At 56.1% G+C, this 13,320-nt stretch carries 10 protein-coding genes; 4 read left to right on the forward strand and 6 right to left on the reverse strand.

Translation table 11 applies throughout. The features are described from left to right. Window positions 1–131: 131 nt before the first annotated feature. From recF to dnaA, 3 genes are read right to left on the reverse strand one after another with little or no spacing between them, the layout of a single operon-like run. Window positions 132–1,223: a DNA replication/repair protein RecF gene (gene recF / locus MPRO_RS06680; protein ID WP_067289198.1), complete on the reverse strand. Its 1,092-nt coding sequence runs from the start codon at window positions 1,221–1,223 to the stop codon at window positions 132–134. Window positions 1,224–1,269: 46 nt separating this feature from the next. Then, a complete protein-coding gene (gene dnaN / locus MPRO_RS06685) occupies window positions 1,270–2,373 on the reverse strand; it encodes a DNA polymerase III subunit beta (protein WP_067289200.1) in 1,104 nt (367 codons plus the stop codon). A 28-nt stretch (window positions 2,374–2,401) separates the two neighbouring features. Continuing rightward, on the reverse strand, window positions 2,402–3,973 hold the full coding sequence (gene dnaA / locus MPRO_RS06690; protein ID WP_067289203.1) for a chromosomal replication initiator protein DnaA: 1,572 nt from the start codon (window positions 3,971–3,973) through the stop codon (window positions 2,402–2,404). Between the two features lie 597 nt (window positions 3,974–4,570). Between dnaA and rpmH the strand changes: the two genes are divergently transcribed. From rpmH to mnmE, 4 genes are all read left to right on the forward strand, one after another. Beyond that, window positions 4,571–4,705: a 50S ribosomal protein L34 gene (gene rpmH, locus MPRO_RS25015; protein ID WP_082708503.1), complete on the forward strand. Its 135-nt coding sequence runs from the start codon at window positions 4,571–4,573 to the stop codon at window positions 4,703–4,705. A 32-nt stretch (window positions 4,706–4,737) separates the two neighbouring features. Further along, complete coding sequence (gene rnpA, locus MPRO_RS06695; RefSeq protein ID WP_067289207.1) at window positions 4,738–5,112, forward strand: ribonuclease P protein component; 375 nt, start codon at window positions 4,738–4,740, stop codon at window positions 5,110–5,112. A gap of 13 nt (window positions 5,113–5,125) precedes the next feature. Further along, window positions 5,126–6,808: a membrane protein insertase YidC gene (gene yidC / locus MPRO_RS06700; RefSeq protein WP_067289210.1), complete on the forward strand. Its 1,683-nt coding sequence runs from the start codon at window positions 5,126–5,128 to the stop codon at window positions 6,806–6,808. Between the two features lie 121 nt (window positions 6,809–6,929). After that, the gene (gene mnmE, locus MPRO_RS06705; protein WP_067289213.1) at window positions 6,930–8,297 is read left to right on the forward strand and encodes a tRNA uridine-5-carboxymethylaminomethyl(34) synthesis GTPase MnmE; all 1,368 of its coding nucleotides are present in this window, start codon (window positions 6,930–6,932) and stop codon (window positions 8,295–8,297) included. Between the two features lie 80 nt (window positions 8,298–8,377). Here mnmE and MPRO_RS06710 read toward each other — a convergent pair whose 3' ends face one another. The 3 genes from MPRO_RS06710 to MPRO_RS06720 all read right to left on the reverse strand — a co-directional run bounded on the left by MPRO_RS06710 (window position 8,378) and on the right by MPRO_RS06720 (window position 12,546). Beyond that, entirely contained in the window at window positions 8,378–10,012 is a 1,635-nt protein-coding gene (locus tag MPRO_RS06710; protein ID WP_067289216.1) for a BCCT family transporter, read from the reverse strand. A 146-nt stretch (window positions 10,013–10,158) separates the two neighbouring features. Next, window positions 10,159–11,031 (reverse strand): DMT family transporter, encoded by an 873-nt coding sequence (locus tag MPRO_RS06715; protein WP_067289219.1) that lies wholly within the window; start codon window positions 11,029–11,031, stop codon window positions 10,159–10,161. Window positions 11,032–11,292: 261 nt separating this feature from the next. Continuing rightward, window positions 11,293–12,546 carry a M24 family metallopeptidase gene (locus MPRO_RS06720; RefSeq protein ID WP_067289223.1) on the reverse strand — a complete coding sequence of 418 codons (1,254 nt, stop codon included), beginning with the start codon at window positions 12,544–12,546 and terminating at the stop codon, window positions 11,293–11,295. Window positions 12,547–13,320 lie beyond the last annotated feature (774 nt).

Here is a 13,320-nt window from a genome sequence, read left to right on the forward strand (position 1 = left end):
TTAACCTGGCAATCAGGCAGACCGTCCCGACCTGCCTAACGTCGCCCACTTAATCGGGCGGAAAATTCTGCGCGCACCCATAGGGCATTACAGCCCCGCCCCGGCGCCAGAAAAGGTGCCGGGCAGGGCATTTAATCAATTTGTGTCAGCGTCCCTGCCTCAACCCGAAAACGGCTAACATCCGTCTGGGGTAACCAGAAGCCACCAAGGGCTCCGGGATCAACACAGGTGATAAAGCACTGATTGGAGGTTTCCTCCAGAAACTGGCAAAACAAACGGCAATGCTGTTCATCCAGTTCCGACGGCAAATCGTCGATCAGGTAAATACAGGGGCGGTTATTCAAACGATAGAACAGGGCACCCTGGGCCAGTTTCAACGCGCTGACCACCAGTTTTTTCTGGCCGCGAGACAGTCGCTCAGCGGCACTTTGTCCATCCGTACGTACCCGCAAATCAGCCCGCTGCGGGCCGCTGCCGGTAAAACCCTGCTTCAGGTCGCGTGCGAAACCTTCTTCGAGCAATTCATCCAGCGGGGTTTTCCGATCCCAGCCCTGGCTGAATTTAAGCTCTACCGGTACGCCCCCCAGCAAGCGACTGAGAGTGGTTTCAAAATCAGGTTTTAGCAGCTCGATATAGCGTGCACGCAACGCCGTCATGCGCTCGGCATAGGTGACAAATTCTCTGTCCCACACACGCCGTAGCCGAGGGTCGATTTTACCACATTTAAGCAGTGAGTTTCGCTGTTTCAATATGCGCCTGAAGCCGCGCCACAGCTGGATAAAACTCGGGTCGGCATGAAACACGCCCCAGTCGATAAACTGGCGCCGCACACCGGGACTGCCCTCTAGCAATTGGAAGGTATCGGAGTCTATAACCTGCAGGGGTAATAGCTGGGCCAGCTCGGACAGACCAAGCGTCTGGCCGGCATGGCGAATGCGCACATCACCGTCTGGACGCCGCTCCACCCCAAGGGGGTGCTGATCGCCCTTGCCCATGGGATCAATCTGGGCGAATACCAGGCAGTTGTCAGCACCGCTTTGCAGCAAATGGCGGAACTGGCTGGTACGAAAGGATCGGGTCATGCCCAGAAAGTGCAGCGCTTCCAGCAGGCTGGTTTTGCCACTGCCATTGTCGCCGCTGATAATGTTGATCCGCGGCGACGGCGTGATTCGCACATCCGACAGATTGCGAACGTGCTGAACATGAAGGCTTTTTATCGGCATAAAGAAATAGCCGAGTCTCTCAACCCGGCCCTGCGAGGAACGCTGATCACATGCGCATCGGCATCACGACATAGAGGCTATCCGCCTCGTCGATACCTTCGATCAAGGCACTGCTGTTGGCATCGGACAGCGTGAAACGCACCGTTTCCGAATTCAGAATCGACAGGCTGTCGAGCAGATAGTTAACGTTAAAACCGATTTCCAGCGACTCGCCATCGTAGTCCACCGCCACGGTTTCTTCGGCTTCTTCCTGTTCCGGGTTATTGGCCATAACCTGCAGGAAACCGCTGGTCAGCAGCAGACGCACACCGCGGTACTTCTCGTTCGACAATATGGCGATACGGCTCAACACCTGGCGCAGCACCTGGCGATCACCGAGCATGTATTTGTTGCCATTGCGCGGGATAACACGCTGATAATCCGGAAACTTGCCATCAACCAGCTTGGAGGTGAAGATGAAATCACCCACATGGGCGCGAATATGGTTGGCCCCAATCAGCAGGCGCACACCGTCTTCACCGCTTTGCAGCAGACGCGCCAGCTCAAGGATACCCTTGCGCGGCACTATGATCTGATGGCTGCTGTCGCTATCAGCCACAACATCGGCAACACAGGTCGCCAGACGGTGTCCGTCGGTAGAGACGGCGCGCAGCTGCCCGTTGGCGACTTCCAGCAACATGCCGTTGAGGTAGTAGCGTACATCCTGCTGCGCCATGGAGAAGCCGGTCTGATCGATGAGGTGGCGCAGGTGCCCCTGGGTCAGATTCAGATCCAGCGCCTGAGGGCTGTCTTCCACATTGGGGAACTCGGCCGCCGGCAGCGTCGACAGACTGAAGCGACTGCGCCCGGCCTTGATCACCATCTTCTGGCCGCTCAGGGCAAGCTCAATGCGAGCATCGTCCGGCAGCGACTTGCAGATATCCATCAGCTTGCGCGCAGGCACAGTAATGGAACCCCCCTCGGCCGGCTCATCCAGCGTCACACGACCCACGAGCTCGACCTCAAGGTCGGTCCCGGTCATGGACAGCTGGTCACCCTCGGCTACCAGCAGTATGTTGGACAGCACCGGCAAGGTCTGACGACGTTCGACGACACCGGCGACCAGCTGCAGGGGTTTGATTAACGCTTCGCGCGATATGACGAATCTCATGGCGATCTACCTTGCTCCGATCCGATAACTACGCCGTCAGGTGACGCAGCAGGTTCTGATAATCTTCTCTGATGTCCGTATCAATTTCCCGTAGCTCCTTGATCTTGCGACAGGCATGCAACACGGTAGTATGATCACGACCCCCAAACGCATTGCCGATTTCAGGCAGACTGTGGTTAGTCAGCTCTTTCGACAAACTCATCGCGACCTGCCGGGGCCGGGCAATAGACCGGCTGCGGCGCTTGGAAAGCAGATCGGACATTTTAATCTTGTAGTAATCGGCTACAACCCGCTGAATATTATCAATACTAACTTGTTTGTCCTGCAAAGCCAGCAGGTCTTTCAGCGACTCTTTAATGAAGGGCGTACTAATAACGCTGCCGGTAAAATGTGCGTTGGCAATAACGCGCTTTAAGGCACCTTCAAGTTCACGCACGTTAGAGCGGATTTTCTGCGCCAGGAAGAAGGCAGCATCATCCGGCAGGATAATCTTGGCTTCTTCAGCCTTCTTCATCACGATGGCAACGCGGGTTTCCAGCTCCGGCGGCTCAATGGCGACCGTTAGCCCCCAGCCAAAGCGGGATTTCAGTCGTTCTTCAACGCCATTAATTTCCTTGGGGTAGCGGTCACTGGTCAGAATCATCTGCTGACCGCCTTCAAGCAGGGCGTTAAAGGTGTGGAAAAACTCTTCCTGCGAACGCTCCTTGCCGGCGAAGAACTGAATATCATCGATCAGCAACGCATCCACAGAGCGGTAATAGCGTTTGAAGTCATTAATCGCATTTAGCTGCAGCGCCTTCACCATATCGGCAACAAAACGCTCGGAGTGCAGATAAACGATACGGGCATTGGGATTGCGCTTGAGCATTTCAGCGCCCACGGCGTGCATCAAATGCGTTTTACCCAGACCTACGCCACCATATATAAAGAGGGGGTTGTAGGAGCCGCCCGGATTGTCAGCCACCTGCTGCGCGGCCGCCAGCGCCAGCTGATTCGACTTACCACCCACGAAGGACTGGAAGGTAAAGGACGGGTTGAGGTTGGACTGATGCCGCACACCGCCCTCAACCTCAACCACCTTGCGATCGTGTCGCGGACTCATGGTCGTCGCGAACACCGGCTCGGCAGGCGCCATATCCAGCTCTAGCTGTGGCTCTGGAACTCTGGGCAAAGCCTCGGGCTGATATTCCTGTTCCTGGGGCGCAGCATTGTAACGTTGCTGCATCGGTGCCGAGGCCGGCTCGCTGCTATAGGCAGGCTCTGGATAGGCCGGTGCCGGGTCCCGCGGCGGTGCCGCCGGACGGGTACGCAGTGGCGCCATGGCAGGGCGGGAAGGAGAACGCAAGGCTCCGCCTTGCTGGGCGACTTCCAGCCGCACATCGGCACCGACATCCCCGGTGACATCACAGACCACCTGGCGAATACGGTTAAGGAAACGGTCATTCACCCAGTCACGCACAAAGCGGTTCGGCGCCATGAGAACAAGCAGGCTGTCACGACCAGGCTCCGCCTTTAAAGGGCGAATCCAGGTGTTGTACTGCTGAGCCGGGAACTCCTCCTGCAGACTCTTCAAGCACTGTTCCCAAAGCTCGGTGGACATTGACTCTCCTGTGGCGCGGTCGAACGCTATCACTAGCAACGTTATAGCGGGTGATTCTAGCGGGTAAGCAGAAACTTATCCACAGTGTTGAAAACTTATTTCCCACTGCGCCACCGCTGGGCCTGCGGCGATCAAAACAGCCGCCTAATACGGCCTTGTACGGCCAAAGTTAGCTAGTTAACTACTTAATGACAGCTTATCTAACAGGTTACAAACAGCATATTTATCTGTTTTTAAAGGATTTATATAAGTTGCTAACATAAATATACCCCAAGCCAGGAATACCTGACTCAATACACCCTCAAAGGCCTGACCCAGCCTCTGTATCGCTGCGGGCGTCGCCATACAAGACGTAGCGGGCAACATCGTGCACAGCCTTCCTTATAGATGAAGTAACAACAGACTTGCATTCAAATGCAGCTGACTGGAGGCACCGGGCTGAGAATCGGTCATTAATTGTGCATTTCTGCCAACGAAGCCGTTGCGAAGGCAAAACATTTACCCTATAGTGTCGCGTCTGAATTTTACCCCTGATTTTTTCCAGTCTCCTAACACTCCTCGCGATGTTAGTCGGACTGAGCGAGTAGGACTGAACCCATGAAAAGAACATTTCAACCCAGCGTACTGAAACGTAAACGCAGCCACGGTTTCCGTGCTCGCATGGCTACCAAAAATGGCCGCCTGGTACTGAACCGTCGTCGTGCAAAAGGTCGTAAGCGTCTGTGTGCTTAATGCATACAACGCTTATGGTCTGGTAGCAGTGGATGGCCGGATTCGAATATCCTCGCCAGCTCAGGATTCTGACTGGCGAGGGCTTTCAGAAGGTTTTTGATAAAGTCTCTCTGAAAGTCCCTGATCAGCCCATATTGATACTTGCCAGCTTCAACGAGCTCGATCACCCCCGTATCGGGTTTGTCATCTCCAAAAAAAATGTACGTCGTGCTGTGAAACGCAATCGTATTCGACGTATCATTCGCGAGTCATTTCGCCTTAATCAGCATAATCTTCCCCCGGTTGATCTCGTAATTCTGGCACGCAAAGGCCTGGATGAGCTTGAACCCGAAGAAGTGCATCAGCTAATGAAAAAATGCTGGTCACGGCTGAAACACAAGGCAAAAAAAGCTAACCCGCAGAGATAATGGTCCTTACGCCATGGATGTAAAGCGAGTCATATCATTTGCTGCCCTTGCACTGATTTCCTATGTGCTGGTGCTGCAGTGGAACGAAGATTACGGGTCAAAACCCGTCGCTCCCGCAAGCCAGACATCCGTTTCGGCCTATAGCAGTCCTGACGGTGACGAACTGCCCTCGGCAGACGTAACCACCGCAATCCAAAATGCGGAACTCCCGGCGACAGGCACAGAAACCACCCCAACCGCCGCAGTCAAATCCCGTCTGATCAACATCAAGACTGATGTACTGGACGTGCTTGTTGACACTACCGGTGGCGACATCATTCAGGTTGCACTGCCCCAATACAAAGCGACAATCGACTCTGATGCGTCCTTCGTACTGCTGGAGCAAACTGCCAATCGAACCTATGTTGCCCAAAGCGGACTCGTTGGTGCCAATGGCCCCGACGCCGCCACTTCCGGCCGCCCGGTGTATGCCGTTGAAGGCGCCGAGTTTGATTTAGGTGCCGCCGATACCCTGAACGTAGACCTGAGCTTCACCGATGCCGCTGGCGTCAAGGTGATCAAGCGCTACAGCTTCACCAAGGGTTCATACCAGATCGGCCTGGAATATATCGTCGACAACCAGAGCCAGCAGAGCTGGACCGCCAACCTGTTTGGCCAGATCAAGCGTGACCGCAGTGAAGACCCTGCCGCCACTACTGATATGGGCATGCAGTCGTACCTGGGTCCGATATTCTCCACCGCCGAGAACAACTACCAGAAATATGATTTCGACGACATCGATGACGGCGCCTTCAAGCAGCGCTCCGCCGATGGCTGGGTCGCCATGGTGCAGCACTACTTCATCAGTGCCTGGATTCCGGCCCCAGGCGCCGAATACACCTACAGCACCCGCAAGCAGAACGGCAACTACATCGCAGGCTTCGTATCTCCTGCTATGACGGTAGCGCCTGGCCAGCAGCAGACAGTGAAAGCCACCTTCTTCGCCGGTCCCAAGGACCAGGAGCAGCTGGTTGCCGCGCAGGAAGACCTGCAGCTGACCGTCGATTACGGCTGGCTCTGGTGGATCGCCTCGCCGCTGCACTCGCTGCTGACATGGATTCACGGTCTGCTGGGCAACTGGGGTCTGGCCATCATCGCCATTACCATTCTGGTGAAGGGTGCGCTGTTCCAGCTTAATGCCAAAGCATTCAAATCCATGGCCAACATGCGCAAGTTTGGCCCGGAAATGCAGCGTCTGAAGGAACTCTATGGCGACGACCGCCAGAAGATGTCCCAGGAAATGATGGCGCTGTACAAGAAAGAGAAGATCAACCCGCTGGGCGGCTGCCTGCCGATGGTTGCACAGATGCCGATCTTCATCGCCCTGTACTGGGTTCTGATGGAATCCGTTGAGCTGCGCCAGGCTGACTTCCTCTATCTGGCTGACCTCTCCGCCAAGGATCCGTACTTCATACTGCCGATCCTGATGGGCGTGAGCATGTTCATCCAGCAGTCGCTCAACCCGTCTCCGCCGGATCCAATGCAGGCGAAGATCATGAAGATGCTGCCTATCGTCTTCACTTTCTTCTTCCTCTGGTTCCCCTCCGGTCTGACGCTGTACTGGGTGGTCAACAACATCCTGTCGATCGCACAGCAGTATGTGATCAACAAGCAGATCGAAGGCGGCGGCAAGAAAGAAGTCAAAGCCAGCAGCTAACAGGCTGCATCAAGAAAGGCCCCTTCGGGGGCCTTTTTTCGTTAGACGCGGCCCACGCAGAAGTACATCCTTGAGGTGCTCTGTGCATCACCGTACCTGCCCAAACCGGAACAGAACGCCCATGAGCCCAATCAATCAGGACACCATCGCAGCCCAGGCCACAGCACCCGGTCGTGGTGGCGTCGGCATTATCCGCGTTTCCGGACGCAAGGCCGCCGCCATCGCCCAGAGCGTTCTCGGTCTGAGTCCCAAGCCACGCTATGCCCACTACGGCCCGTTCCGCGATACAGACGGGCAGGAGATTGATCAGGGCATCGCGCTATATTTCCCGGGGCCCAATTCCTTTACCGGCGAAGACGTACTGGAGCTGCAGGGTCATGGCGGTCCGGTAGTGATGGATTTTCTGCTTAAGCGAGTACTCACACTCGGCGCCAGGCTTGCCAAGCCTGGCGAATTTTCCGAGCGCGCCTTCCTCAATGACAAGCTCGACCTGGCCCAGGCAGAGGCGATTGCCGACCTGATTGACGCCAGCTCCGTGCAGGCAGCCCAAAGTGCGCTGCGCTCTCTGCAGGGCGAGTTCTCGCGCCGCATCCATGCGTTGGTCGAAGCCCTGATACAGCTGCGTATCTACGTTGAGGCAGCGATTGATTTTCCCGAGGAGGAAATCGACTTCCTTGCCGATGGCAAGGTACTGGGCGATCTGCTGCAGATCATCGATCAGCTGGAGGCGGTACAGAACGAAGCGCGCCAGGGCAGCCTGCTGCGCGAAGGCATGAACGTAGTAATCGCCGGGCGCCCCAATGCCGGCAAGTCCAGCCTGCTGAATGCGCTGGCCGGGCGTGAAACCGCCATTGTTACCGATATCGCCGGCACCACCCGGGATGTCCTGCGCGAGCACATTCATATCGATGGCATGCCGCTGCACATTATCGACACCGCAGGCCTGCGCGATGCACCCGATGAAGTTGAACGCATAGGTATCGACCGTGCCTGGCAGGAGATTCGCAAGGCCGATCGCATCCTGATGATGGCCGACAGCACCCAGACCAGCGCCACCGAACCGGATGAACTCTGGCACGATTTCGTCGAGCACCTGCCCGATCTGTCGAAAGTTACAGTGATCCGCAACAAGGCCGATATCAGCGGTGAAGAACCAGGTAAAAAACAGGTTGGTGAGCACACGCTTATCTCTCTGTCCGCTAAAAGCGGGCAGGGTATAGAGGTACTGCGCGAGCATCTGAAAGACTGCATGGGTTTCCAGAGCACCACCGAAGGCGGTTTTATGGCACGGCGACGCCATCTGGATGCGCTTGAGCGTGCCCATGAACTGCTGCACACCGGCCGCGACCAGCTTGAACATATGGGGGCCGGCGAACTGCTGGCCGAAGACCTGCGCCAGGCCCAGCAGGTGCTGAACGAGATCACCGGCGAGTTCAGTTCCGATGACCTGCTCGGGCGTATCTTCTCGAGCTTCTGTATCGGCAAGTAAGACTGTGAACACAGAAAAGCCCGCGACCGGCATAGCACCGGTCGCGGGCTTTTTAATGCGTTACCTTTTCAGGCAAGGATTCAGGCGCCGGATGTCGATAGCTGCTCATCCACACCCACTGTAAGCCCTGCGATTGGCTCCAGGCGCAGCGCACGGTGCACCGATATCGCCATCAGCAAGACCAGAATGGCTGCTGGCAATGCCGCGCAAATGGTGGCGGTCTGCACGGTTTTGAGCCCCCCCGCCCAAAGCAGGCCCGCCGCTATGGCGCCCACCATCAGCCCCCAGAGAATACGGCTCGCCTGGGGCGGCTCCAGACTGCCACGACAGCTCAGCGTACAAAGCACCAGGGTGCCCGAATCTGCCGAGGTGACGAAATAGGTGACCAGCAGCAGGGTCGCCAGGGCGCTCAGCAGCGTGCTGACCGGCAAGCCGGATGCCACCTCGATCTTGTCAAACAAGGTAAAAATGGCCAGGGTGGAATCCGTCTTGGTGGCCAGCAGAATATCGCCGCCCTCAAAGGCAGCCTGCTCGACCTGCAGCGGTGCTGCTTCAACCTGCGCCTGGTGTGCCGCCCGATCGGCATGTTCATAGCTCAGGGCGGCGCCGCCAAAGGTAGCGATCCAGAAAAAACCAAACAGGGTGGGTGCCAATAGTGCGCCACCGATCAGTTCGCGGATGGTACGCCCCCGGGATATGCGGGCGATGAACATGCCGACGAAGGGCGCCCAGGTCAGCCACCAGGCCCAGTAAAAGGCCGTCCACCAGTTCTGCCACTGGGTATCATCCTGAGCATCGCTCCACAGGCTCAGGCCAATGATGTTCTGGGCGTAATCGGCGGTGCCTTCAAGGTAGGTATTGAGAATGTAGCGGGTGGGGCCGAACAGCAGTACGGCGGCGAGAATCACCAGCGACAGCACCATGTTCCACACCGACAGCAGCTTGATACCGCGCCCGACACCGGACATAACCGACAGTATCGCTATCACCGAGATACCACCGATCATGGCGATCTGGCTACCGATGCCCACCTCCATGCCAAACAGCCGCTCCACACCGGTACTCATCTGCACAACGCCAAGACCAAAGGAGGTCGCAATACCAAAAGCCGTGATCACCACGATCAGCACATCCAGCATGTGACCAAACCAGCCGTTCAGACGAGCTTCGCCAAACACAGGTGTAAGGGCTGCACGAATTGTCAGCGGTTTACCCTTGCGGTACGAGAAGTAAGCCAGCGCCAGGGCGGTCATGATGTACAGCGCCCAGGGGTGCAAACCCCAATGAAAGAAGCTGATGCGCATGGCGGTCTGAGCCGCTTCATTACTCAGGCTGGTAGCCGAAAAGGGGTTACCGGCGTAGTGCCACATGGGTTCTGCCACTGACCAGAACAGCAGGCCTATACCCATGCCGGCGCTAAACAGCATGGATAACCAGGAGCCGAGGCTGAATTCAGGTTTTTCGTTGTCCAGCCCCAGGCGGATATTGCCGAATCGACTCGCCATCAAATACAACAGGAAGATCAGTACCACCGACGCCATCGCCAGGTAGAACCACTTGAAGTGATGCAGGATATCGGTCGATATGCTGCTGAACAGGGCGCCGGCCTTTTCCGCCATCACGGCGCAAACGACGACGAAGCCGATAATCAGTATTTTCGAGATCAGAGTGACAACGGGATCTATCCCGCTGAACAGGCCAGTGTTGCTACGCATGTAAGCTCTCCGCTTTTATTCTTAGATGGAGAGAACCGAGGCCCAAAGCCTGCAGGGCCGTTCAGCTTCTCCTGCAGGCATAGTGTGGAAATAGACCCCGGGCTTCAAACGACTTTTTAGCCCAGGGCTAATGAGTTTTGATCATGTCAGGAAACACAGGCAGGCTGAGATCGAGACTGTGACCAGATCATCAGCAAGGCGGCTCCAAGCACCATGACTCCGCCCAGCAGGCTGTTTTCACTCAGGGTTTCATGCAGTATCAGCCAGGCCCAGAAGATTGAAGCCACCGGCTCCAGCGTCGAGAATATGGCCACATCAAACTGACGCCTGAGCATGCCGATGCCCTTTATCAGCAACAGAAAGGGAATGAAGGTCGAAACAATGCCAAGCGCGAGTACCGCACTCCAGCCTCGTACCGTCTGGGGAAGGTCGGCGTACCCCAGAATGGCCGGCACCGAGAACACCAGCGCCGCCCCGATCAGTGTCCAGGCAGAGGAGCCCAGCGCATCACCAACGGGCATCCAGCGCGGCGCCCCCACCAGATAGGCGCTGTAAAACAGTGCCGCCCCCAGGCCAAACAGGATGCCAACCCAGGAACCGGCGAAGTCGCCATCCAGGGTGAAATACACCCCCGCCAGGGCACCAATCAGCGCCAGCAGGCGAGACCCCGTAAGGCTTTCCTGGCGCCGTGCCCAGCCCTGCAGAAACACCAACAGTGGGAACAGGCTGAGCAGCATGACGGTCAGACTCACGGTGACCTGTTGTAGCGCAATGAAATAGCACAGCGATGCCATGCCGTTAATCATTCCCAGCACTCCAGCACCCGGTCTCAGTCGCCGGGTTTTAGCGGGAATAAACACTAACAGCAGGACGCTGGGCACCAGGAAACGCAACCACACCAGCCCCAGCGCATTGGCACCGTCTGCATAGACTTCGCGGGCAAACAGCGGCTGCAGGCTAAAGCCCAGCGCCGCCAGCAGTACCAGGGATGCACCCTGCAGATAAAACTTGATTGGCATGATTAAGGTGTCCACAAAGGAAAAAGGGACTCACCGGTCAATGCGATGAATCCCAAAAAAAGTGTTTCTGACCCGGCGACTCTCACCGCAGGGTTATTAGCTTGGGTAAACGGTGCGATTTGCTTCGCTCATCAGCACCCGACAAAAGCCGCTAACTCCAGACCTGGAGATCCCTCCGATCTGGCAGAACAGCTCATGTTGAGTCGTGGCGTGATCGCACACACGCGTCCAAGCGTATGCGTATGCGTCATCTCCGACAGGTTAAGCGCGCAGCCAGTCGTCCTGCCACGGATAATGTGACAGCGGCTCGCAGCCATCGGCGGTAATCAGTACCTGCTGTTCCAGCTTGATACCTTCAGCGCCACCCTTGGCACCTATGTAGCTCTCAACGCAGACCACCATATTCTCCTCGAACAGGCCATCGTAGCCGCCGCTATCCCAGTCCTTGCCGGCATGGGCTACGGCCGGAAACTCATCCGCCAATCCGACGCCATGCACCAGGCAGCAATAGCGGTTGTGATGAAATTCTGCCGGAATCGGCCAGGCACTATGGGTAAAATCCCGATAACTGAGCCCGGCCCTGAGAAGCTCCATATTGGTATGGATTTGTTCATGGGCCAGACTATAAAGCCTGCGCTGCTCATCCGTAGGGGCAACATGGCCGACCGTCCAGGCCCTGGAAATATCCGCGCAGTAGCCGTAGGGGCCAATCAGGTCGGTGTCAAAAGACACTATCTCGCCGGCCTGCATAACCCTGTCACTGGACTCCTGCATCCAGGGGTTGGTGCGCGGCCCTGAGGCCAAAAGCCGGGTCTCGATCCACTCGCCGCCATTGCGGATATTCTCGTAATGCAGCCAGGCCCAGAGTTCGTTTTCCGTCATGCCTGGGCGCAGCTCATCGTGCATGCGGACGATTCCCTGCTCGCAGACATTGATGGTCCAGCGCATCAGCGCCAGCTCGTCCGTCGACTTGATGCGACGGGCTTCCTCCATCAGGCTATGGCCTTCAACAACCTTCACATCCAGACGCTGTAACAGTTCAAGCCCTTCGAACTCGGCTTTGTCTACCGCCAGGCGCGCACCCTTGCCACCATAATGACGTAGCAGATCCGCGATTTCGGCGGCCCAGAGCGCGGCTTTCTCACCCATGCGCGAACCCGCACCGAAGTAGCTCCAGTTCAGCGCCGGACGAATCTCGTCGATCAGCTCATTGCCGTGCTGCAGATGCTCGCAGTTGTGGAACTCCCACAGGATCACCGGACCCTCTGCAAACACCAGCGCATAGCGGGCATAGTTGTGCAGCGTCCAGACCTGCATGTTCGAACTGTCGGTGGCGTAACGTATATTCACCGGGTCGTACAGCAGCATGGCGGTGCAATCATTTGCCCGCAGTTGCTCGCGCACACGCTGCAGACGATAACGCTTGGCCGCACTGTGCGTCTCTGGCGTGACAGGGTTGCGCAGCGGCGCCTCTACGACAGATAGCTTTTCACTGCACTGGTTTTTGTCGGGCATAACTCACCTTTAAAGGCAGCATATTGTCGTTGTTCTGGCGTCAAAAATACGCTAATCAGAGGCGCTGTAAATCGACAAATACTCACCGGGTCATTACCAAAAATCACCCTGCTCAGAGCCCCGTCATAACCCGGTACGCGTGACGCCCAAGCGGATCAATCGACGGTCATCACCACAGTCGATAGCAACAGAGAATTCAGCAAAATATCGAATTTGGAATCTTCAATACAGGATTTTGATTTATACAGGCAAGATCTGCACAGCCAGAAAAGTATCCACAGGAAATAACTGCAAAATAGTTATTCACTGATATAACTTTACTCACAGAGAAAAGCGCCGCAGCCGGTAAAACAAGGTTATTCACAGGCGGTTATTTAGTGACTATACAGCTGCTATCCCACTATGAAACAACAGCTATTCAACCAGGTTGTTCAATATACAAATAGCTGTTTTATATAGATTTATACCAATTACGCACAGAAACTATCAACATAGCCAGACTAGGTGCCCAGGGTGACGGCTGTAAGATATAGGGAAGGCGCACTGCGAATTGAGTCACTGTGGATAGAACCTCATCTTGCCAACAGCTTATTGACAGAAAGGGCACAGCAGCGGCAAATATCCGTGTGAACTGCCAGGCTCGATTTTATCCTGTGCATAGCTACGGGATAGACCTTTGGATATCACTGTGTGTAACTACCCCTGTGCATAACCACCTGTTTCATCAACAGCCTATGCAACGCTTGCTCCCCCATCCGATAGCACCTTCATAAC

The sequence above is a fragment of the Marinobacterium profundum genome (assembly GCF_001528745.1).
Classification (GTDB): domain Bacteria; phylum Pseudomonadota; class Gammaproteobacteria; order Pseudomonadales; family Balneatricaceae; genus Marinobacterium_A; species Marinobacterium_A profundum.